The 22,992-nt window shown below is 57.9% G+C and carries 18 protein-coding genes and 2 pseudogenes; 9 read left to right on the top strand and 11 right to left on the bottom strand.

Annotation, left to right across the window (positions count from 1 at the left end):
• Positions 1-316: 316 nt before the first annotated feature.
• The 3 genes from AACY50_RS19880 to lon form a co-directional block, all read right to left on the bottom strand.
• Complete coding sequence (locus AACY50_RS19880; RefSeq protein ID WP_339432853.1) at positions 317-952, bottom strand: lysoplasmalogenase; 636 nt, start codon at positions 950-952, stop codon at positions 317-319.
• Positions 953-954: 2 nt separating this feature from the next.
• Positions 955-1,347 (bottom strand): protease inhibitor I42 family protein, encoded by a 393-nt coding sequence (locus tag AACY50_RS19875; RefSeq protein WP_339432854.1) that lies wholly within the window; start codon positions 1,345-1,347, stop codon positions 955-957.
• Between the two features lie 214 nt (positions 1,348-1,561).
• Positions 1,562-3,979 (bottom strand): endopeptidase La, encoded by a 2,418-nt coding sequence (lon, locus tag AACY50_RS19870; RefSeq protein ID WP_339432855.1) that lies wholly within the window; start codon positions 3,977-3,979, stop codon positions 1,562-1,564.
• A gap of 403 nt (positions 3,980-4,382) precedes the next feature.
• Between lon and AACY50_RS28835 the strand changes: the two genes are divergently transcribed.
• Positions 4,383-4,544 carry a Tn3 family transposase gene (locus tag AACY50_RS28835; protein ID WP_445261495.1) on the top strand — a complete coding sequence of 54 codons (162 nt, stop codon included), beginning with the start codon at positions 4,383-4,385 and terminating at the stop codon, positions 4,542-4,544.
• Between the two features lie 677 nt (positions 4,545-5,221).
• On the opposite strand, the pseudogene AACY50_RS19860 reads toward AACY50_RS28835, so the two are convergent.
• The 6 genes and pseudogenes from AACY50_RS19860 to AACY50_RS19830 form a co-directional block, all read right to left on the bottom strand.
• Positions 5,222-5,934, bottom strand: a pseudogene (locus tag AACY50_RS19860) (DUF4225 domain-containing protein).
• A complete protein-coding gene (locus AACY50_RS19850) occupies positions 5,931-6,416 on the bottom strand; it encodes an Hcp family type VI secretion system effector (RefSeq protein ID WP_339539035.1) in 486 nt (161 codons plus the stop codon). The pseudogene AACY50_RS19860 and the gene AACY50_RS19850 overlap by 4 nt, the downstream one beginning before the upstream one ends.
• A 386-nt stretch (positions 6,417-6,802) precedes the next feature.
• A pseudogene (locus AACY50_RS19845) lies at positions 6,803-6,916 on the bottom strand (DUF6124 family protein); the annotation flags it as partial.
• Positions 6,917-7,366: 450 nt separating this feature from the next.
• Positions 7,367-8,737: a hypothetical protein gene (locus AACY50_RS19840; protein ID WP_339539034.1), complete on the bottom strand. Its 1,371-nt coding sequence runs from the start codon at positions 8,735-8,737 to the stop codon at positions 7,367-7,369.
• Positions 8,738-9,032: 295 nt separating this feature from the next.
• Positions 9,033-11,444 (bottom strand): glucose/quinate/shikimate family membrane-bound PQQ-dependent dehydrogenase, encoded by a 2,412-nt coding sequence (locus AACY50_RS19835; protein ID WP_339432857.1) that lies wholly within the window; start codon positions 11,442-11,444, stop codon positions 9,033-9,035.
• 152 nt (positions 11,445-11,596) lie between these two features.
• The gene (locus tag AACY50_RS19830) at positions 11,597-12,958 is read right to left on the bottom strand and encodes a carbohydrate porin (protein WP_339539033.1); all 1,362 of its coding nucleotides are present in this window, start codon (positions 12,956-12,958) and stop codon (positions 11,597-11,599) included.
• A 300-nt stretch (positions 12,959-13,258) separates the two neighbouring features.
• Between AACY50_RS19830 and AACY50_RS19825 the strand changes: the two genes are divergently transcribed.
• Both AACY50_RS19825 and AACY50_RS19820 read left to right on the top strand, forming a co-directional pair.
• Complete coding sequence (locus AACY50_RS19825) at positions 13,259-13,489, top strand: VF530 family protein (RefSeq protein ID WP_221732149.1); 231 nt, start codon at positions 13,259-13,261, stop codon at positions 13,487-13,489.
• A 1-nt stretch (position 13,490) separates the two neighbouring features.
• Positions 13,491-14,123, top strand: coding sequence for a Pr6Pr family membrane protein (locus AACY50_RS19820; protein ID WP_339432860.1), 633 nt, complete (start codon positions 13,491-13,493; stop codon positions 14,121-14,123).
• An 87-nt stretch (positions 14,124-14,210) separates the two neighbouring features.
• Here the strand turns inward: AACY50_RS19820 and AACY50_RS19815 are convergent, their stop codons facing one another.
• Positions 14,211-14,996 carry a siderophore-interacting protein gene (locus tag AACY50_RS19815; RefSeq protein WP_339432861.1) on the bottom strand — a complete coding sequence of 262 codons (786 nt, stop codon included), beginning with the start codon at positions 14,994-14,996 and terminating at the stop codon, positions 14,211-14,213.
• Positions 14,993-15,559 carry a PadR family transcriptional regulator gene (locus AACY50_RS19810; RefSeq protein WP_221732146.1) on the bottom strand — a complete coding sequence of 189 codons (567 nt, stop codon included), beginning with the start codon at positions 15,557-15,559 and terminating at the stop codon, positions 14,993-14,995. Before AACY50_RS19810 ends, AACY50_RS19815 begins: the two co-directional genes overlap by 4 nt.
• Positions 15,560-16,058: 499 nt before the next feature.
• Here AACY50_RS19810 and AACY50_RS19805 point away from each other — a divergent pair, with 499 nt between their 5' ends.
• From AACY50_RS19805 to AACY50_RS19780, 6 genes are all read left to right on the top strand, one after another.
• The gene (locus tag AACY50_RS19805) at positions 16,059-16,550 is read left to right on the top strand and encodes a CS1 type fimbrial major subunit (RefSeq protein ID WP_339432862.1); all 492 of its coding nucleotides are present in this window, start codon (positions 16,059-16,061) and stop codon (positions 16,548-16,550) included.
• Positions 16,551-16,658: 108 nt separating this feature from the next.
• The gene (locus AACY50_RS19800; RefSeq protein ID WP_339539032.1) at positions 16,659-19,181 is read left to right on the top strand and encodes a TcfC E-set like domain-containing protein; all 2,523 of its coding nucleotides are present in this window, start codon (positions 16,659-16,661) and stop codon (positions 19,179-19,181) included.
• Positions 19,182-19,186: 5 nt separating this feature from the next.
• On the top strand, positions 19,187-20,401 hold the full coding sequence (locus AACY50_RS19795) for a hypothetical protein (RefSeq protein WP_339432864.1): 1,215 nt from the start codon (positions 19,187-19,189) through the stop codon (positions 20,399-20,401).
• A gap of 44 nt (positions 20,402-20,445) precedes the next feature.
• The gene (locus tag AACY50_RS19790; RefSeq protein ID WP_339432865.1) at positions 20,446-21,189 is read left to right on the top strand and encodes a molecular chaperone; all 744 of its coding nucleotides are present in this window, start codon (positions 20,446-20,448) and stop codon (positions 21,187-21,189) included.
• A 33-nt stretch (positions 21,190-21,222) separates the two neighbouring features.
• On the top strand, positions 21,223-21,735 hold the full coding sequence (locus tag AACY50_RS19785; RefSeq protein ID WP_339432866.1) for a CS1 type fimbrial major subunit: 513 nt from the start codon (positions 21,223-21,225) through the stop codon (positions 21,733-21,735).
• A 55-nt stretch (positions 21,736-21,790) separates the two neighbouring features.
• Positions 21,791-22,984, top strand: a complete 1,194-nt coding sequence (locus AACY50_RS19780; protein ID WP_339495829.1) for a hypothetical protein — start codon at positions 21,791-21,793, stop codon at positions 22,982-22,984.
• Positions 22,985-22,992 lie beyond the last annotated feature (8 nt).

Below are 22,992 nucleotides of genomic sequence, written 5' to 3'. Positions count from 1 at the left end.
CGGCGTTTGCATGAGTCACCAGCGAAATCTGACTACTCGCAGGATTGGCGTGGAACTCAGCAAATTGGCTGTTGAATTCGACTCGGTCAGTGATCGTGGCAACTGTTACAGCGCTGACTGTGATGACGGTATCCTCAGCGTTGGCAGCCGTGGCGCGTTTGAAAAACTCATGAGATGCTTCCTTGTATTCAACGGGTGGTCGGAGATGACCACTGAATACTAGGGGAAAGGAGAAAATCCGAACTACTGTCAGATCTGACAGTTGTTTATAACGGTTTGGAATTATTTGCGGAGTTTATAGATATAAATTTTTACTTTAACCGTCCTTCGTATTAAACGCCGAGGCGGCAATACACCATTGTCCCAACCAGTAGCTGAGGATGATCACGTAGGGGGCTGGGTGAAATGGCGACACGAAGCGATCTATGCCGATCACGCTGTCGGAGAACACGAACGCCAGGGCACCGGCGGCGGCCAACAATGCCGAGCGCTTGGGCACATCGGTGCCGAGGCGGGCGAGGGCGCGCCAGAGCATGGCGCTGATCGCGGTGCCGTAAACAATCACCGGCACCAGCAAAGGCCCCAGCCCACTGGAAATCAGAATCCCCAGCAGCACCGCGCCGACGGCGACAGCGAGCACCAACGGCAACAGCGCCAGACGTTTGCAGTCGCTGAGGTAAGCCTTGAGATAAGCCAGGTGCGCGACCAGAAATGCACCGAGGCCGAACACAAACAAATCACCCGGCCAGGCCAGCAACACATCACCGAGCAGAGAGAAAATCAGACCGAGGCTGATCCAGCGCCGATAGTCGCTGGGTGGCGCGTCGTGCAGCCAGCCGAGCAGCGCCAGCACCGGTAACGGTTTGACCAACAGGCAGAGCAGCGCCGCATGGGTGCTCAGGCCATAGAGAAAGGTCACCGCGCCCATCAGCGCCAGAATCAGCCAGCCCACGATCAGTTCACCGATATCGCACAGTCAAAGGTTTCCACCGGCAACACTTCTGGTGCCCAAGGCTGTTGCGACGTCAGGCGCAGGCGCCCGGTGCCGGCAGCGAACGCCTGGAAGCGCCAAGTGGAAAGCCCGGCGGCACCGACGACGCCGGCATCTTCGGGGTTGCTGTAAACCTCGGGGCTGAGCGCGCGTAACACGCCACCGGCCGAATCCTGAATGGCCCAGCGATAACCGGTGGTCGGGTTGCTTGGCAGCATCACGATAAGGTTTTGCCCGATGGTGAGCCGCACGGGGCATTCGCTTTGTTTTTCCACGGTCACGTTATGTTTCGGCTGCGTGGCGCAAGCGGCCAGCAAGGAAAGGGCGAGGGGGACAAACAGGCGAGTGGGGGACATAAGATCGGCGGCTCCGGCGTTGGCGACGAACGGCGAGCATAACTGAAGATGAGACAAAGTGTGACGGTCGGGGCGGGTTTCGACTGTGCCGACGCTTTCGCGAGCAAGCCCGCGCCCACAATGGCCGGTGGTGATCACAAACCTTGTGGTCATCACCCAACCCTGTGGGCGCGGGCTTGCTCGCGAAAGGGGAATTTCGGGCTCTAAAGAACTATCAGAAGAGCACCTTCGCCACATCCGCAAACCGCTTGGCGAAGTGCACGGTGATGCCTTCCTTCAAGTAGTCCGGCAGTTCCTCGAAGTTGCCACGGTTCGGCTCCGGCAAAATCAGTTCGAAAATCTTCTGTCTTCTTGCCGCAATTACCTTCTCGCGTACCCCGCCAATCGGCAGTACGTGCCCGGTCAGGGTCAGTTCACCGGTCATCGCCACGCCTTTTTTCGGCGCTTGATTGCGTGCGAGCGAGAGCAGGGCGCTGGCCATGGTCACGCCGGCGCTCGGGCCGTCCTTCGGTGTGGCGCCTTCCGGTACGTGCAGGTGGACGAAGGCTTCGTCGAAGAATTTCGGATCGCCGCCAAACGACTTCAGGTGCGAACTGACGTAGCTGTAGGCGATTTGCGCCGACTCCTTCATCACATCGCCCAGTTGCCCGGTGAGTTTGAAGCCGCGATTGAGCGTGTGAATTCGCGTGGCTTCGATCGGCAATGTGGCGCCGCCCATGCTGGTCCACGCCAGGCCGGTGATGACACCGGTGCCCGACAGCACCTGCTCATTACGGAACACCGGATGACCGAGCGAGGCTTCCAGGTCTTTGGGCCCGAGCTTGATTACCGCTTTGGGGTCTTCGATCAGCTTCATCACCGCTTTGCGCACCAGTTTGCCCAGTTGTTTTTCCAACTGACGCACCCCGGCTTCACGAGCGTAACCGTCGATCAAGGCCTTGAGCGCGCTGTCGCTGATGCTCAGGCTGCCCTTGGACACGCCAGCCTTCTCCAGCAGTTTCGGCCACAGGTGACGCTTGGCGATGGCGACTTTTTCTTCGGTGATGTAGCCCGACAGGCGAATCACTTCCATCCGGTCGAGCAGCGGGCCGGGAATCGAGTCGAGGGTGTTGGCAGTGCAGACGAACAGGACTTTCGACAGGTCCATGCGCAGGTCGAGGTAGTGGTCGAGGAATTCGACGTTCTGCTCAGGGTCCAGGGTTTCCAGCAGCGCCGAGGCCGGGTCGCCCTGGTAGCTCTGGCCCATCTTGTCGATCTCGTCGAGCATGATCACCGGATTCATCACTTCGACGTCTTTGAGCGCCTGCACCAGTTTGCCCGGCTGCGCGCCGATGTAGGTGCGGCGGTGGCCCTTGATCTCGGCCTCGTCGCGCATGCCGCCGAGGCTGAAACGGTAGAACGGTCGGCCGAGGGATTCGGCGATGGATTTGCCAACGCTGGTTTTACCCACACCCGGCGGGCCGACCAGCAGCACGATGGAGCCGCTGATCTCGCCTTTATAAGCACCGACCGCGAGAAACTCGAGGATGCGATCCTTGATGTCGTCGAGGCCGGCATGGTGTTTGTCGAGGACTTTGCGCGCGTGCTTGAGGTCGAGTTTGTCCTCGCCGTACACACCCCAAGGCACCGAGGTCGCCCAGTCGAGGTAGTTGCGGGTGACCGCGTACTCAGGCGAGCCGGTTTCGAGGATCGACAGTTTGTGCATTTCTTCTTCGAGGCGTTTCTGCACCTGCGCCGGCAGGACTTTGCCTTCCAGGCGTTGCTCGAACTGTTCGAGGTCGGCGCTGCGGTCGTCCTTGGTCAGGCCCAGTTCCTGCTGGATGACCTTGAGTTGTTCCTTGAGGAAGAACTCGCGCTGATGTTCGCCGATCTTGCGGTTAACTTCCGCCGAGATTTCTTTTTGCAGGCGCGCGACTTCGACTTCCTTGCGCAGCATCGGCAGGACTTTTTCCATGCGCTTGAGCATGGGCACGCAGTCGAGCACTTCTTGCAGTTCGGGGCCGGTGGCCGAGGTCAGGGCGGCGGCGAAGTCGGTCAGTGGCGACGGATCGTTGGGGCTGAAGCGGTTGAGGTAGTTTTTCAGCTCTTCGCTGTACAGCGGGTTGAGCGGCAGCAGTTCCTTGATCGCGTTGATCAGCGCCATGCCGTAGGCCTTGACCTCGTCGGTCGGCTCGGTGGGCTGATGCGGGTATTCGACTTCGACCAGGTACGGCGGGCGGTGGTGTTTGAGCCAGGTTTTGATGCGCACACGGCTCAGGCCTTGGGCGACGAACTGGAGTTTGCCGTTTTCACGGCTGGCGTGGTGCACCTTGACCAGCGTGCCGTACTCGGGGAGGGCCTGGGTGTTGAAGTGGCGCGGGTCTTCCTGGGGGGAGTCCATGAAGAACAGGGCCAGGGAGTGATGTTCGGATTTGCTGACCAGTTCGAGGGTTTCGGCCCAGGGTTCTTCGTTGACGATGACCGGCAGGACTTGGGCCGGGAAGAACGGGCGGTTGTGGATCGGGATGATGTAGACCTTGTCCGGCAGGTTCTGGCCGGGCAGGGCCAGGCCTTTGCCGGCGGCGTGGTGTTCGATGTTGTCGGTTTCGGTGAAGTCTTCTGGGATGTCCGGGAATTCTTGCTGGTCGCTCATGGGGCACCTGCGCAATGGGGTATGGGTCTTAGATGGGGCAGGGCTTGGGTGGTTTCAATGGGGGCTGGTGTTTCTGCTTGTGTGTTCAGGGTTTTGACAGGGTTGGCTTTTTTGACGCAATCTGAGGTGGCAGCTGTACGCGGGTTCGCGGACCGATAACTGAGAAATCGGCATACCTCCAAGGACGGTATCCCGCGCACAGCCGCCATGACACAAACAACGGGCACCGAGGTGCCGTGAGGTTGGCGATTATGCATCAGTTATCGGGCCGCAACGCCCCATCGCTGAATTTGCAGCGACCCCTCGAGCCTATCCACCCGATTTCCGACGCACAACCGACGCGACTTGTCGGAAATCTCCGCGCGATCACCAGTACCTGTAGGACAAGCACAATTCCTACAACATGGTATTGCTCGCGGTCGTGCTGGCACAGCAGGCCGAGTTGCAGCCAACACAAATCGTGACCGATACCGACGCCTACGGTGATGAGGTGTTCGGATTGTTCCGTCTGCTCGTTTATCACTTCTGTCCACACCAGGCTGACGTTGGTGGTACCCGGTTCTGACGCACACGTCCGGACGCGGTTTACGGTAAGTTCAATGGACTTGTCTGCCAGACGGTCAAGTTCGAACTGATCGCTGAGGACTCGGATGATTTGTTGCGCCTGAGGGTGAATATCATCGTGCTCTGGAATACCCTCTACATAACGGCCGCCGTGGAATGACTAAAACAACGCGGCTACACGGTACTGGTCGAAGATCTGGCTCGGCTATCGCAGCTAATTTTCGAACACATCAATATGCTGGGACGGTACTCCTTCGCAGTACCGGAAGAGGTCGCTCGAGGTGAGCAGCGGCCAGTGCGTAATCCAGACGATGGCTGTGAGGTTGACCAGGAACAGTTTTGAAAAAACCTTTATGGGTATTGAACCGGTGTGAGTTTACTTTCGTGAAAAAAACCACTTAACTTTCCGTTTGGCCGGTAGTGAAAGTGAATGAATGAATATACAAGAAAAAGCAATCCAGCCAATAAATGGGTGTTCTGCAGTTATTTCTGGTCTATGCCCTAAAAATAGAAAGTCATTGTTTTCAATGATGTCTATATAAGGTACAACAAAGAGGCCGTTGAATATCAGGCAGAAAAAAAGCTTAATGTTATTTAAGTTTTTTCCCGAGAGACGTATTTTTAGAAGGAACGCGAAAAAAATACCGCAAACGGCCAAGATAGGAAAAATCCACACAATCATTTCGTGGTCTCTTGGTAGATCTGCTTTCCTGTTTGGAAATCAGTATGTATTTCAAGCCCCCATGCGCTAACGCCCATTCCTTTATAAGATCGTACATAGTCTGCTCTGACATATCTAAACAAGCGCCAGGCATCAGGCTTTAATATGTATCGACTAAGGCCATAGACAGAGAGGCCTAAGTCAGCGGTACTGTAGGCTAAATTCCCTTCGCGCGCTTCATATCCCACCGACTTTGCTATGGTTTGATAACCCTTCCTGACAAGACCTTCTGTATCAGTTCGATCCTCTAAAAGATTGCGTCCGTTTTCATAAATGTTATTTGCTCCATGGGCCATCATTGGCACACCAGCCACGAGACACAGCGTCCCTGCTGAGGCATAGCATATCCCACCGCCTGCTATAACCTGCATTGCACCCGCGATAGCACCGGCACCCTTTTTGGCTATTTCCCACGACTGATTAAGCAAACTGCTTTGTTCGTTCTTCAGTTCCTGTAAACCCTGCTCAGTAGTTTTTTCCCCTGAGAAACGTCATCTACAATGCTTTTGGCGTAATAAGCGATTTCGCGGTTGAACTGCAAGCGCAGCATGCCGTCTTTGATGTGTCTAACACCTAATGTGCTGGCTTGGCTTCCAAGTTTTCCAGCAGCGGCACTGACCATCCAGTAGTCACAACTGCCAGGCGTGCAACTCTCGCTCAGTTGTTTCATTCGTTATTCCCCCATGTGCCATATCCGCTGGTGCCAGCAGTATGGTGGGTCCAAGTTATATCTCGGTAACGGATGGCTATATGTTCTTGTGGCTCGGCATCGTTCTGCAAAATAGAATGAGGCATTTCAAGTGTTAGGTCAGCAATAATTCCGCCATTGATCGAGACGGAATAAAATCTTTCCTGTATGCCGGAAGATGACACTCGATAAAAGCTAATTGTGCAGTCTATTTTCTCTCTAGTTGAGAGTGCTTGGGCGAGGAGTGGCGAGGATTTATCAACATTTTTGGTTATGATGATTGGATTATGTGTTGGCTTATTGATATTTCCGATGTTGACCATGTTATGTGAGTAAGACAGCACCATGATTTCGTCGATATGCCCAGTCTGACACTTGTTGCCAATAGAGTCTTGGGTTGAACAACCCGCCGAAATCAATCCTTGAGCCTTGCCGGTAATGGTCATATAACCATGGTTAGCCATACGTGACACTCCTTTTTAGTCGACCGAACATCCTATTACAAGGGGTTCAGGTGCGCTGTAGGGCGTTTCTGAAAAGCCATACGAAATATTCTGAATCCGGATCCGACGGCAACTCCGGGAGAATCTGGCTCGTAAGTTTGTGGGTAGGTCGCGAAACCAGGGTATGCGAGCTTTATTTGGCGTGCCATTGTCACTGTCCACCGGTGGCGATGAAATGGGCACGCATGGCTTCCTATTTGCTATCCCCCCCCTTCGAGTCCTGCCATACAAGCTGGCTTGCCAGCGATGGAGGCCTGTCAGCCGACCAATTTCCGGGTGGTTTACTCGATTCATCTGTAGGAGTTGCCGCAGGGAGGGTGTCAGGTTTTGGCGGGGATTTCGTGGTTATCCAACACGCGGTTCACCGCGAGTTCGGCGGCTTCGTGGAATTTCTTCGAATCGGGGGATTGGTAGGACGAGGTGTCGTTTGGTGCAGGCGGATTGGGTGTTGGTTTTTTCATGGTGAAACTCCGAATGATAAGTGGGGCTGTCACTCTCAATCACCGCGACGCGACAGAGGGTGGCAGCTGTACGCGGGTTCGCGGACCGAGCCATTCGGCAATCTCGGCATACCCGAAGGTATCCCGCGCACAGCCACCATCAAACCAAACCAAAAGCACCTGAGCGCTTCAGTTTGGGCCGGCGATTATGCATCAAATCGAATGAACTGCTCGGGCCGCGACGCCCGCTCGCTGAATTTGCAGCGAGCCTGCGAGCCTATCCACCCGATTTCCGAAGCACAACCGACGCGACTTGTCGGAAATCTCCCACCAAACGCTGATGCTGTAGGACATCCCCAATCCCTCTGTAGGAGCAGCCTTCGGCAGCGCCTACAGGGGGCGTGACAGTGGTGGGGTTTTTCGTTTGTGCATCAAGTGGGCTTACGCCAGCCGACTACAACCGCAACCCCCTCAACCGTGATAGCGCACTACATAACCCTTATAGCCTGTGGAGGAAAACGTAGGCCCACACACAACGATGCGCTGATCTTTCATGACGACACAGTCCGTGAGCGTTGGACTCCCTTGTGGATTTCTGTAGACAGCCCAGCCTGTTTTGTTGAACGACATGTCTGGAGCAGCGTCAACCAGATAACGAGCGATCAGGATGGTAGGATCTTGACCTACGAAGGCACCGCCACCCGATCCGCTGACGAGGAGTGCGCTATTTGTCTGCCATGCACAATAGTGCCATCTCACGCCTTCTGGCAGCATGTCGGAATACAAGGTTTTGCCGCCATTGAAGACAAGGTTGGCAGAGCCTCCTGGGTTCAGAACGGTGATCCAGCCCTTGCCGATACGTTCTCGAGTCAGCTCCCCGACAACGGCGATTGCGCCGTCAGCCTTTCTCACGGCGAGCGCTTCTACCCAACTCCAACCGTTGCCGGCAGTCAGGGGGATAGTTGCAATACCTTGGTCGGCAAATCCGCTATCCGGTTGGCCATTTTCCAGATAGCGCGCTACATAGATTCCGTACGTGGCGTTCTCATCCAATGGTTGGAATGTACCGGCGACCAGGACTTTTCCGTCTTCTTGCACTACAAGGGCCTGGACTCCGTTGTACTGATGCTCAATCGCGCTGAGTTCGATCAGCGTAAATCCCTTGCCATTGAAGGATGTGTCTAATTCGCCATTCCGGTGGAGGCGAACCACGATTCCCCTCAAGTCATAGGCAGAATCCGAGACGTGATCGATCAAAACGATTTTTCCGTCGGGCAATACGACGGAGGAAGGCGCCGCAGACCCTGCGTTGCCGCTCGACTGTTGAAGGGGTTTCGGATCCTGTGCCCGTTTGGCCAGAATGGCGGCCAGAGCTTGCTCATCGGGAACGGCGAGTTTCTGGGTGTCAACGTAGACTATGCCGTTGTCGCCAAAGTCGGGATCGGGTGTGCCATCTACGAGCAGGCGGACGACGACCTCATAACCGTAGGAGAAATGCTCGTCTACCGCTCGCAGGACCTGGCCTGTGAGGATCCATCCTCCAGCGGGATGTGAGGCCAGCACGGGAATCGAAAACTCTTCATTTTTTGCAAAATGGATTTCGACAGAACCGCCAACGCCAAATGTTTCGTCCGGTGTTCCGTCAGCGTTCAATTGTGTTAGTACGGCGGGTCCGCGACGCGTCGATGGCTCTTCGGCAATGAGCAATTTGCCATCGGAAAGTTTGAGCATTGACTCTGGACTGTTGCCTGTCCGCCCCTTGATCGGCCAGCCGACCGCCCCATCAACACCAAAAAGAGGGTCGAGTGTGCCCGGTTCATTGATTGCCTGTGACTGATTCATGATCGGTGTCCTTGTGTGGAGGCGAATGCCTTTGCAACGCCAATGGAACACCTGGGGGGAGTTGCTGACACCTGTCAGAATTGACAGTTCTACAGTCTTTTAAAGCCAGATTAGTGGCTTTAGGGGGCAGGGAGGGGTGGAAAGCAGAAATCTCGAAGGGGCGGACAGGGTTCGGCCCGGCGGGTATTTTTCAGATTGTCCGCCTGCGGTCGAATCTGCTGCGCAGGTAAATGGCGTGCACAAAAAAGGCGATGTCCCTCACGAGACATCGCCTTTGTTTTACCGCCGATAAAGCTTATTCCGGCAGTTTGTACGCAATCACATAGTCACCCATCTTGGTGCCCAGCGAGCCGTGGCCGCCGACAACCAGCAGGACGTATTGTTTGCCGTCCTTGCCGGTGTAGGTCATCGGAGTCGCTTGACCACCTGCTGGCAGACGCGCTTTCCACAACTCTTTACCGGAGTTGACGTCGTAGGCGCGCAGGTACTGGTCGAGGGTGCCGCTGAGGAAGCCGACGCCGCCGGCCGTCACGATCGAGCCGCCCATGCTGGGCACGCCGAGGGTGAAGCCGATCGGGATGGGCGAGCTGTCGCGGCTGGTGCCGTTCTTGCGTTTCCACACGACTTTGCCGGTGGTCAGGTCGATACCGGCGACGTAGCCCCAGGCCGGGGCCTGGCACGGTACGCCGAGTGGCGACATGAACGGGTGCATGATCACCGCGTAAGGCGCGCCGGTGTTCGGTTGCACGCCGGCGGTTTCGCTCTCGCGTTTGCTGCCGGCGGCGACTTGCGCGCGTGGCACCATTTTCGAAACGAAGGCCATGTAGTTCGGGCTGGTGAAGAGCATCTGGCGAACCGGATCGACCGACACGCCGCCCCAGTTGAACACACCGACGTTACCCGGGTAGATCAGGCTGCCCTGTTCGGACGGCGGGGTGTACTGGCCTTCATAACGCAGTTCCTTGAACTGGATGCGGCACAGCATCTGGTCGAACGGGCTGGCGCCCCACATGGCTTTTTCGGTCAGTTCCGGGGCCAGCAGGTTGAGGTCCGAACGGGCCTGGGTCGGTGCGGTGTGGTCGCCTTTCACGGCGCCTTGCGGTACCGGGATTTCGCGGATCGGGATGATCGGCGTGCCGTCACGACGGTCGAGGACGTACAGGCTGCCCTGTTTGGTCGGAGCGATCAGCGCCGGTTTCACGCCGTCGGCGGTTTTCATGTCGAGCAGGGTTGGCTGGCTGCCAACGTCCATGTCCCACAGGTCATGGTGGGTGAACTGGTAGTTCCAGCGCACTTTACCGGTGGCCAGGTCCAGAGCAACGACACCGGCGCTGAATTTCTCGGCGCCCGGGGTGCGGTCAGCGCCCCATTGGTCTGGAGTCTGGTTGCCCAGTGGCAGGTAAACCATGCCGAGTTTTTCGTCGACACTGGCCAGCGACCACATGTTGGCCGAGTTGCGGCTGTAGGTTTCGCCTGGTGCCAAAGGTTCGGTGGCGTCTGGCTTGTCGCTGTCCCAGTTCCACACCAGGTGCCCGTCGCGCACGTCGAAGGCGCGGATCACGCCCGATGGCTCGTTGGTCGACTCGTTGTCGGTGACGTGACCGCCCATGATCACCAGATCACGGGTAATCGCGGCAGGCGAGGTGGAGTAGTAGCCACCCGCGGTGAACGGGCCGATGCCTTGGGTCAGGTCGACCACACCTTTGTTACCGAAGCCTTCGCAGATTTTGCCGGTGTCGGCGTTCAGCGCGATCAGGCGCGCATCAGCGGTTGGCAGGTACAGACGACGCGGGCAGGCCTGGGCAACGGCTTTGCCGGCTTCGGAAATCACCGCCGAGGCTGCGTTTTCAGACTTGGCGTAAGCGGCTTCGTCGTAGTACGACACGCCACGGCAAGTCATGTGGGCGAAGCCTTTGAAGCCGACCGGGCTTTTGATCTGCGGGTCGAAGCGCCACAGTTCCTTGCCGGTGTCCGGGTCCAGTGCCAGCACTTTGCTGTGCGCGGTGCAGGCATAGATCATGCCGTTGGCTTTGAGCGGAGTGTTTTCGTTGGTCAGCTCAACCGGGTCATCAGCGGTCGGCAGGTCGCCGGTCTGGATGCGCCAGGCTTCTTGCAGCTTGCCGACGTTGGCCGGGGTGATCTGCTTCAACGGCGAGTAACGATCACCGAATTCGCTGCGGCCGTAGGCCTGCCAGTCGCCATCAGGCATGGCTGGCGCGGTGCTGGTCATGTCGGCAGTGTCGCGGCCCAGTTCGCCGAAGGTTTCGCCCGGGTGGGTGAACAGGCTGGCCAGAGCGGTGACGCCGGCCAGAACCACGGCCACGGTCAAACCGCCGGTGCCCATCGGCGCAGGGCCTGCGAGCAGCAATGGACGACGCAACCACGGCAGCAGCATGACGAAGCCCAGAACAAACCACAGCGCCAGACGCGGCACCAGTTGCCACCAGTCCAGACCGACTTCCCACAAGGCCCAAACAGTGCTGGCGAACAGCACGATGGCGTACAGGCCCAGCGCTGCGCGACGTCGCAGCAGCATCAGAATGCCGGTCAGGGCGATGCCGATACCGGCCAGCAGGTAGTAAAGCGAGCCGCCCAGCATGCTCAGTTTGACTCCCCCGGCCAGCATGGCCAGGCCCATCAGTAGAAGCAGAATGCCGAGCAGGCTCGGTAGCAGACGGCCTCGACTCGAAGCACTTTCGGTGCTCATAGTGTGAATCTCCGTGACGTTTATGTAGTCCCGCGCTGTAGTCACTTTAGATGACGATTGGACGTGGGCATGGTTCAGATAAAAACTTGTCTGGCTAACTATTTTTTTTCTGTGGGAGCAAAACCCCTCCCACAGGGGTACAGCGGTGTCGGTTAGAACGAGGATTGGATCTTGATTCCGCCGATCAGGGCGTCATCGACCTTGTCCACGCCACCCGGGTGGCGGATGTATTGCAGGTTCGGGCGTACGGTCAGCCAGTTCGTTACGTGCACGCCGTAATACAGTTCGGCGCTGTATTCGGTGTCCTGCGGCGGCAGGAACGACGGGTCGTCGTAGTCGTAGACGGCGTTGGCGCGGTTGCTTGCTTCGGCGTTTTTACGCAAGGCCGGGTTGACGTGTACGCGGGCGAGGGCGAAACCGATGTCATCCTTGGCGCGCGCATCGAACGGGCCTTTGTAGGTGAGGCCGGCCTGCACGTAGTTGTCGATGGCGTTGGTTTTCTTGTCGTGCATCGTGCCGTTGGCGAACACGCTCAAGCCGCGGCTGTTATCGCTGGCCATGCTGGTGATTTGCTGTTGAACACCCAGCCACACGCCGTGTTTGCTCGACGCGCTGCGGTAGGCTTGGCCGCTGAGGGCCGCCGGTTGGCCATGGTTGTCTTTGTAGACGTCGGTGGCGTTGGCGTTGCTGTAGTAGTAACCGGCGCGGTATTCGCCCGGCAGGCCGTTGAGTTTCGGCGTCCACACCAGTTCAATCGGCAGGATCGCGCCTTGGGTGCCGCTGCCGCTGAGTTTGAAGCCGTTGCCGCGGTCGAGGTTCGACGGGTTCTGCTCGTAGGCGCCGACCTGTGCGTACAGCTCCGGCGTCAGGTGATATTTGACGCGCAATGCCCACTGGCTGACCGGCCAGTTGTACCAGATGCCGCCGACCCAGTTGCCGACCTGCGAGCCGCAGAACGCCAGGTTCTGGAAGTCGCACGGGAAGCTGTTGAAGTCTTCGCCTTCGCCGAAACGACCGATCTTGATGTCGAGTTTCTGATCGAAGAATTTCTGCTGATACCACATCTGCGTCAGGCGCGTGGTCTGGCCACGGCCCCAGACTTCCTGAGCCGAGGTGAAGCCACCGACACGTGGATCGTTGATGCGGTCGTTGCTGATGTTGTTGCCGTTGCGTTTGGTAATGGTCAGCTGAAACTCGGCGTCGTCCCAGCCGAGGATTTTTTGCAGGTCCAGGTGCGTGCCCAAGCCGAACTGATCGCTGTAGCGCGCGGTACGGTCGTGGTCGTAGCCGCCGTGCAGGTTGCTGCCCATTTCACCGGTGTAATCGAGCTTGAAGTCGTAGCCTTTTTCCGAGAGTTCTGTGCGCGTGCCGTTCCAGTCACCGAGCATGTAAGGTGATTCACTGTCGAACGCGGGAGCCGCTTGGGCGAAGGTGGCGAGGCCAAGGGCCGTGCAGCCGCCGATCAGGCGCAGGGATGAGATAGCGCTGTCTCGGAAAAACGGAAAATCGGGCATAAAGGGGTCTTTCTTGATCTTTTTTGGGGGATGAGCTGAGCGCTACGATTTGACGCAGGCAGTGAAGCGATTCAGCGGAAGGGCGGCAGGATAATGATCTGTAACAAAAAGACAAAGGGGTTTTGTTGACATGGATCGTTTCCGATTCGGTAACAGTGCGTCAAACGGGCGCATGGCGAGTCAGGTCACAGGCTGCGATCTTCTCGGGTTGGCCTACATTTGAAGCAAGCCCTTCCACCCGAACACCCCCTCGGCTAAGGTGCGCGGCTTCTGCATATTCACTTCGTCCAAAGGCCTGGCATGAACGAACACTCCCCCGATCCGCTGCACGGCGTGACCCTCGAACACATCCTCACGGCGCTGGTGGCCCACTACGAATGGTCGGGGCTGGCCGAACGCATCGACATTCGTTGTTTCAAAAGCGATCCGAGCATCAAGTCGAGCCTGACGTTTTTGCGTAAAACACCGTGGGCCCGAGAGAAGGTCGAGCGCCTGTACGTCAAGCTTGCGCGTACCAAGCGACCGCTCTGAGATGAACGCCTCGTTGCAGCGACGTCTGATCATTTTCGCTGCCATCCTCGGCTGGACGGGGTTGGGCCTTCAGCTCTATCTGATTTTCTTCGCCCGTTTGAGCGTCGATGCCGGTTTGCTGGGTGGGCTGGTGAGTTTCTTCAGCTATTTCACGGTGCTGACCAACACGCTGGTGGCGACGGTGCTGACCTGTGCCGTCACGCCGCGTGACGGCGCCGCGCGTCGCTGGTTTCTGCAACCCTGGGTGAGTAGCGCAGTGGCAGTGAGCATCGCCGTGGTTGGCCTTGCCTACAGCCTGTTGCTGCGGCATTTATGGCACCCCGAAGGTTGGCAATTGATCGCTGACGAATTGCTCCACGACGTCATGCCGCTGGTGTTTCTGGGCTATTGGTGGTTTTGCGTGCCGAAGGGCACGTTGCGTTTGTGGCATCTGCCGTTGTGGCTGATTTACCCGCTGGTGTATTTCATTTACGCCTTGCTGCGCGGGCATTTGCTGGGCGCGTATGCGTACCCGTTCATTGATGTCGCGGTGTTGGGTTATCCACAGGTGTTCCTCAATGCCGGGGGGATTTTGGTGGGGTTTGTGGTGACTGGGTTGGCGGTGATCGGCATCGACCGCTGGCGAGCACGGTAGGTGCGAGCCTGCTCGCGATCGCGGTGAATCAGTCACTGTTATTGACTGACGCTGCGCCTTAGCGGGCAAGCCCCACACAGGGCGATGTCACTCTTCTTCAGAACCCTCGGCGCGCCAGTAGCCGACGGCTTTCACCAGCTTCTCGTCCAGCCCGTGCTCATCAAGCAGCACCCGGCGGATCTGCCTTGAGACCTTGTTCTGCGTCGCTACCCACGCATACAGATTGCCCTTGGGCACCTGCAATTGCTGGACGGTGGTTATCAGGTTGTCCTTGCCGCCCTCACGCAGTACCCAGATCACATTGACCTGCGCGGGGCTTTCCAGCACTTGTTGCTCACTGCCGTTTTCCACTTCGATCACCACCAGCGCCTTGCGATTGGCAGCCAGGCCTTCTAGGCGGCGGGCGATGGCGGGCAGGGCGGTTTCGTCGCCGATCAGCAGGTAGCTGTCGAAGATGTCCGGCACGATCATCGAACCGCGCGGCCCGCCGATGTGCAGGTACTGCCCGGGTACAGCCTGTTCGGCCCAGGTCGAGGCAGGGCCGTCGCCGTGCAGGACGAAGTCGATGTCCAGTTCCAGTGTGTCGGGGTCATAGCGGCGCGGGGTGTAGTCGCGCATCTCGGGCATCGGGCCGTTGTCCTTGCCGGCGCCGAGTTCCAGGGTTTCCAGCGCCGCTGCTTGTTCGGCGGTCTGGGGGAACAACAGTTTGACGTGGTCGTCCGTGCCCAGGCTGATAAACCCGGCCAGTTCCGGCCCGCCCAGGGTGATGCGGCGCATGCGCGGGGTCAGGTTGACCACCCGTAGCACTTGCAATTTGCGACGTTTAATTTCGTGCATCACGCGGTGAATGGTTTGCGTATCGACTGCGGTCATTCGGCTTTCTCCGGGGCAAGTTGAACGGCAGGGCCGTCGACGATGGCTTTAGCGGTGTCGTTGAGCAGGTCGCGCACGCGCAGGATTTCTTCCGGGCTCCAGCGTCCGTGGTGCAGTTGCAGGGCGTGGCGCAAGTTGTGCACCGCCTCGTGGATTTCCGGCGGGCGGTCATGCCCGCGCAACGAGCGCTTGCTGACGTCGATGCGCATGCGCACGCCATCGAGTGCAACGGCTTGCTCACTTAAAGACAAACGACCGGCGTCGGTCACGCTGTAACGTTTTTTTCCGGCTTCGGCGTCTCCCGCAATCAGGTCGCTTTCTTCCAGAAAGGTCAGGGTCGGATAGATCACACCGGGGCTCGGGCTGTAGGCGCCGTCGAACATGCCCTCGATCTGGCGAATCAGGTCGTAGCCGTGGCACGGCTGTTCGGCGATCAGCGCCAGCAGCAGCAATTTCAGATCGCCGGGGGCGAACACCCGTGGGCCACGACCGCCGCGCTCACGACCGGGGCGCTTCTCGAAACCGTCGCGGCCGTCGCCGTGGTGGGAATGAGGGTCTCTCATTGCTGTCTTCTCTCGTCATGTTTAGATACAACTTAAGATATATCTTAATGATCGTGCAAGGCGTTTTTCCCAAGGTGACAGGTGTGTCTGACGAGCGGCTCTCATCCGGGAATGCAACAGGTCGAATGTTGATGCTTGCCCGGCGATCAATAACTTTGAAGTTAAAGTTAAGACTCTATTTAATCGAGTAGCTATTCTAAAGTTCTAACTGAGCCCCGCTATATCTGGGCGATATTGCTGTATGGTTTTTTAACGTTATCTGTGTGTAGGTCGTAACTTACAGTCACTGTTTTGAATATCGTTTTTTTGTTCTTTTTTCTGGCGGGTCATGGGGTTGTTGAACTACGAACTTATAGGAAGTTACTTGCTTACTTTGCAGAGGGAACAGTCGATGATGCCCCGGCATTGAAAGTTCAAGTTGATCTGGCTCAACTCCCGTGACGTTTGATTTGAACTTTCAATCCACTCCTTCTCAATAAAGAAAACAAGGTACTGAACGATGTTCAAGAAAATCGCAATCGCCGCTCCTTTGGCTCTTCTGGCACTCGGTTCATCGGGAGCGTTCGCCGCCGGTGAAGCTGCTCACTCCATCAGCATCGTCGCTCACGTGCCGACCAACGGCTTCTATGTCGTGCCGACCAATCCTGATCTGGTCAACAAGGATCAGGACATGAGCTATCAGCCAACTACCGGCAAGATGGGCGAAGTCAACGGTTTCTTCGATGTGCGCAACAACAACGGTTCGGTTCACGCGAGTGTAGACAGCGTGCCAAAACTGATCTCGGGCTCCAATGAGATCGCGCTTAAAGTCGAAGTCAATAACAAGACCCTGACCACCACCCCTCAGGAAGTTGTCGGTGAGGCAGAGTCGGACGTGAACTATCGTGCGCCGATCAAAATCAGTGCCATCGGTACAGCTTTCAACCCTGGCGACTACACCGGTGTTGTGGCAATGACCTTTGATGCCGTGCCACCGGTCGGTACGCCTTGATCGAGCGATCCGGCAACCGGCGCTGAGTTCTCCACAGCGCTGACCGACGGGGCAAGCCACTGGGGTTGTCCCGTCGGACTTCATCATTCGTAATCAGAGTAAGAGTTCATGTTCCCGATGACACCCATCGCGGCTGCGCTTGCGCTGTTGTTTTGTGCCAGCGTAGCCGTGGCTTCCAACTCCGCCGGCACGACGCCGCGAAGTCTGTTGGCCCAGGCCAAAGGCCTGCCGGCGGATTTCGAGGAGCATTTCTTTGATGTGCCTCTGGCTGTTCGGGTTGAACTCGATCGCCAGCCGTTGGGCGAAGCCATGGTGGTGTTGTCCCGCGACGACCGCATTACCTTGCTTGAATTCACCGACACCAGCGAGAACCGTTTCGGCCCTGCCGAGCGGGAAAAATGGGCGAGTTTTCTCAAGCCCGGCGTGCCTCTGGGCAACTGCGTCGGTTCCTGTCCGGATCAGGTGCTGGCCGTGCATTACAACCTGGAAAACTCGTTGGTCTCGATCCTCACCGAAAATGCCGAGCGCGACGTTGAAGCCAAGCGTTATTACGAACAGCCCAAAGACGGCAGTAACGGTTTGATGGTGCGCAATCAGCTCAACCTCAATGGCGGTCAGGGTCAGGATCTGGGCGGACGTTTCGGTCTTGAGGCCAGCAGCAGTCTGGGCAACTGGAGCCAGACGCTGAACCTGCAACTGGCGCGCCTCGGCGGGCCGGACGACAAGCTTTACCACTCTCTACACGAATTCCACACACAGCGCGAATTGCAAGGCAGTTTTTTTCGACTGGGCTATTTCACCCCCAATTCCGAAGGGTTGACCCGCCAGCCGCGTACGTTCGGCAACAGCCCAGACACGGCCGTCGGCGTGATGTACGGCAGCTCCGACAGTCTGGCGATCAACAGCCCGATGCCCAGCGTCTATCCGATCTACGTCACCGCCAACCGCCAGGGGTCGGTGGAGATCTATCGCGATGGCTTGCTGATCAACACGCAATCGGTGCCCGCCGGTTTGCAAACACTCGACACCCGGCCCTTGCCCGGCGGCATCTATGAAGTGGAAGTGCGGCTGATCGAAGACGGCCAGATCACCTCCACCACTCAGGAGCTGGTGTACAAGCCCAACAACTGGCGCAACCTCGATGAGCGCTGGCGCTATAACGTGTTTGCCGGTGAGGAAAGCAAGCTGCTGAGCAACTGGGACACCCAGTCCAGCGGCAGCCCCACGGCTGGCGCGGCGGTCAACTACCTGATGCACCCGCGGGTGATTCTCGGGCTGTCGGCGCGCCAGATCCGCGAAAAACTGCAGTACGGCACGTCCATCGACTGGACGCTGGCCAATCACATCAGCGTGTACGCCAACGTTTACAAGACCGAGGACTACGGCACGGGCCTGGATCTGCAAAGTCTATACAGCTACGGGGCCGGCAGTGTGGTGGCCAGCCACAGCCGCAGTTGGCTAGACACCACCAACACCTACGACACGCTGCCGGACGGCACGCGGGTTCGCCCACGCAACGTGTTTATCGGCCAGACCAGCAACTCGTCACTGGCAGTCAACCATCGGGTCAGCAGCAAGAGTTCGCTCAACGCCAGGGTCTCCCACAGTGAGGGGAACGTTGAGGGCATCGGACTGGATATGGGCTGGACGCAACGCACCGAACTGTTTGGCAGCGACGCCAGTTGGCGCTTGTCGCTGTTTGATCGCCCGGGCAGTTACAGCAGCGGCGATGCGCGCAATCGCGGGGTCGATCTGAGTGTCAATCTGGCGCTCGGTGCCCCCGGTCAGCAGATTACCGGCAGCATCGGTTCGCGCACGGCCCGTGACGGCAGCCGCGACAACAATGGCTCGATCGGTTGGCGAAAGGACCTGAAAGACCATGTGCTGCAAAGCGTGTCGGTGACGGCATTGACCGACACCTATGGCGTAGGGATGTCCAGCCTGGCGAACTTTCGTACCGACGCGGTCAGCGGCGACGGTTTCATTCAGCGTTCGTCCTATAGCGGTAATTTTACCGGTGGCCTCAACGTCGATAGCACGCTGGTGGTCGGCGGCCAGCAGATGCTCATGACCAGCCAGAGCGAAATGCGCGGGGCGGGGATGATCGTCGATGTTGAGTCGGACATCGATGACGTCATCTTGCGCGCCGACGATTACGTCGGCGGCAGCGCGGTATTGAAACCGGGGCGCAACTTCATTCCGATCACGGCCTATCAAAACAGCTCTGTGGGTTTCGATTTCGAAGGCAATCACGTCCCGGCAGCCACCATCGAGCCGGCGCGCACCCGTTATCACCTGAACAAGGGTGGGGTGGGTTACAGCAAGATCCGCGTGATGAAAACCCTGACCGTGCTCGGCCGTCTGGTCGACGGGCAAGGGCGGCCGCTCAAGGGTCACCATGTGATCAACCACGCCAGTCGCGGGGTGACGGAGGTGGACGGGTTTTTCTCGATGGAAATGAACGCCGGCTCGCCGACGCTGCAAGTGCGTCGTGATAACCAATTGCTCTGCCAGTTCCGGCTGGAAGAAAACCAGCATCGCCGCGAAAACAATGTGCTGATGATCGGCGATTTGCGCTGCACACCGGACACCCTGGCCGATGTGAACTCCACCGAACAGAAAGCGGGTTGATCCCAATGAGAAAATCCACATGCCTCTTGGGGTTGTGCGTGGCGCTGGCCCTGCCGGTGGTCGAGGCGGCCAGTCAGGAGATTCGGGCGTTGTTCCAGCCTGACCCGTCGCAGCCGCGCAAGAACGTGTTCCTCAACAAGACCGCCAACAGTGGGTACTGCGCCGACTACCCGGATCAATGTGAGGAAAACTCGATGTTCAGCATTCGGTTACCGGTCCGGTTCAATGCCCCTTTCACCCTCCCACCGAATTGGGGGATTGGAATAAAGGCGCCTGCCAACTGGCGCCCATTGACGGTGACCAATAGCGAGACGATGGAAACGGAAATCGTTGAAGTGCGTATCATCGGTGTCGGCTCCAACTATGTCCTGAGCCAGCCGGCCCACGAACTGGTCGGCGTGAGCGACGTAGTGCTGGGCCATCAACTGCTCTGGGAAAGCAGCAGTTGGGTACATGCGTCCCCGCCCTGCCAGTACAGCGGTGTCGGCGCTTACACTGCTGCCACCTACCGGTTTTTCTGGAAAACTCCCGTCGAGGGATACTGCACCAAGAAGTCGCTGGCGACCATTCCATCCATGTACTTCGATACCCTCGACTTCGCTTATGAACTGCGCACACCCAATCCGTTGGGCATGTCATCGGGTCTGTATACCGGCTCACTGACCTACAGCCTGGGCAATGGCGGCGATTTCGATATAGGGGGCGGTTTTCAACCGGACGACTCCAGCCTGACCCTGGACTTCGTGCTGGACGTGCAGCACACCCTGAAAGTCGATCTGCCACCGGGTGGCGATAAAGTGGTGCTGGAACCCGAGGGAGGGTGGACGCGCTGGATCAACAGCGGGCGCAAGCCATCCAGTATTTTCCGCGATCAACTGTTCTACATCTCTGCCTCGTCCCGGTTCAAAGTCATGATGCTGTGCAACTCCTACGGTGGTTCACGGTGCATCCTGCGCAGCCCGAATACCAATACCACCGAAGTCGAAACGTTCCTCACGTTGCCCCCCGGGGTCAGTGGTCCCGGAGGCGGAGACGTCAATCGGGTCATGTTGCTTTACAACACATGGATCGGTCCCTTCCAGCCGCAGATCTACCTTGAGCGCAAGGCCGGTTCTTTGCGTTTTGCAATGCCCAAGGACGCCATCGACTTTGTCTTGCGACCCGGTGTGAATGACACCTTCACCGGCAACATCACCATCATCTGGGACTCGGAAGTGTGAGCACCTCCGGCAGGCGATTTTCATTTTTCATGGAGCTGAAAACGATGAACCGTGGTTTTTTGCTGGGCGTGCTCAGCCTGTTTTGCCTGACGGCGCAGGCGGGCCCGCAGATCAATGTCGGCACTGTGTACGACTATCTCGATGCTGATAAAAGCACCTACCTCAAACGCGTGTTCAACAGCGGCGACGCCACGGCGTTCGTCAAGATCAACGTGCTGGAAATCGTCTACGACGCCGAGGGCAAGCCACAGGAAATTCCTGTGGCGAACGCCGCCGACGGTGCCTCGCGCAATGGCTTGATGGCAAGCCCCGCGCGGTTGATCGTGCCGGCCCAGGGCATGCAGGGCACCCGCTTGCTGTATATGGGCGAGCGTGATCGCGAGCGGTACTTCCGAGTGCGTTTTGTGCCAGTGGTGCCGGAAAAGGAAGACGAGTTCACCGTCACCGGCGAAGAGCGCGAAGACTACAAAAAAGCCCTCAAGGCCGGGGTCAATGTGATGACCGGATTCGGTACGGTTTTTTTCGTGCGGCCCAAAGATGCGCGGTTCGCCACTGCCATCAACGAAACCGACAGTCGCTACGAATTGCGCAACGACGGCAATACGGTGTTGATCGTCGACGAGTTCAAAAACTGTTCACTGACCAAGGAAACCGACTGCGGCGCGACGACCAAACACCATGTGCTGGCGGGCAATAGCTTCGCCTTCGACAAGGAGAAGGGGCGTGAGTATCGCTTCTTTCTGATCGAGGGCGCCGACAGGAAAGCCCTGAAAGTTGTGAGCCGCTAGGCCTGCTTTTCATTGACGCAACGGGTAACCGACATGATCAAGCAATATACCGCCGCCGCGCTGATGGCCACGGTGGCTCTGGCCGACTCCACGGCCTGGGCGGCTCGGGAAATACGCACCTTTGAAGTGTCCCTGACCATCCCCAGTCGGGCGTTTTACATCATTCCTGCAGAGCCGGACTGGATCCACCGCCCGCAACGGCTCGCATGGGATTATCCGAGTTCGACCCTGGGCAGCCTGCAAAAGAATTTCGATGTGCGGCACGACAACAGCGCGATTGAAGCGCGCCTGGAGGCTATTCCCTACCTGTCCAATGGCCGACCGGGTGAGGAGATCGGTCTGCGGGTCACCTTCAATGGCGTTGAATTGAGTGCGCAGGTGACGCCGCAGCAGGTCCTTTCTCAGGAAGAAGCGGCCGCGGGCAAGCGCGTGGCGCTGGTGATCGACCCGGTTGAACCGGCCGGTGGCTATCGGGCCGGGGATTACAGCGGCAACGTGTTGTTGCTGTTCAATGCCCGCGCGCCGGGTGCGCAGGCAGACCAATAAAAAGAGTTCAGCAGAGGCGGGGAGACGCATGAAGAGGTTCTGTGGGGTGATATGGATGGCGGCGTTGAGCATACCTCAGGCGCAGGCGATCAATCAGGAGATCCGTGCGTTGTTTCAACCGGATTCTTCCAGACCAGACAAGATGACGTTCGTCAACAAAACGCCGAACAGCGGTTATTGCGCCACCTATCCGGGCCAATGTGAAAATAACGGCATGTTCAGCATCGAATTACCCATACGTTTCAGTTCTACCCGCTACGTAGGCATCTTTGACTGGGCGGCAGTAAAGGCCCCCGCCAATTTGCGGCGGCTGACCGTGACAAACAGCCAGACACAGGAAACGCAATCTGTGGAAATACGCATTACCGGCATGGGCTCCAGGTATGTTTTGAGCCATCCGGCTGTGCGACTGGCCGGCGGCAGCAATGCACTTGAAGGCCATAGCAGGTTATGGACCACGGGTAATTGGGTACAAGCAATACCTGCCCCTTGCTGGTACAGCGGCGAAGGCGCCTACGAGGAGGACAGCTGGCGGTTTTTCTGGAAAACCACGCAAGAGGCCCACTGTTTTAAAGTGCCGGCGTACCACATTCCGTCGATGTATTTCGACAAGCTGGACTTCGCCTACGAGCTGCGCACCCCCAACCCGTTAACCATGTCTACCGGCCGTTATACCGGTTCGTTGACTTACAGCCTGGGACCTGGAGGGGATTTCGATATGGGCAAACTGTTTGAGCCGGACGACAGCAGCCTCACCCTCGATTTTGTGCTGGACGTGCAGCACACCCTGAAAGTGGATATTCCACCCGGGGGCGACAAAGTCGTACTGGAACCGCAAGGCGGCTGGCAACGCTGGCTGGACAGTGGACGCAAGCCTTCGCGCCTTTACCGCGATCAGATATTCCAAATCTCGGCGTCGTCGAAATTCACCATGAAGCTTGAATGCGAGCACAGTCTGGGCGTGGGCTCGGGTTGCGCCATTGCAGACGGGCAGGGGTTCGCAGGCGGGGTGGACGTCAGTGTCAGTTTGCCCAACGGCTTGACCGACAGCGCCGGGCAAGCGGTCACGCGCAAGCGCTTGGGGATCGAGGCGACAGCACCGTTTCAACCCGGCTTCTATATCGATCGCAAGCCGGGAACCCTGCATTTCGAAGTGGATGAACAGCAAACCCACTGGATGATCGACAACGCCCAAGGCCGAATTTACAGGGGCAATATCACGGTGATCTGGGATTCGGAGGTGGGTTAGTGCGCATC

This window comes from Pseudomonas sp. RA_15y_Pfl2_54 (assembly GCF_963971015.1).
Taxonomy (GTDB): Bacteria; Pseudomonadota; Gammaproteobacteria; order Pseudomonadales; family Pseudomonadaceae; genus Aquipseudomonas; species Aquipseudomonas baetica_A.
The sequence above is the reverse complement of the archived record's forward strand: the minus strand, read 5'-3'. Positions and strand labels throughout refer to the sequence as shown.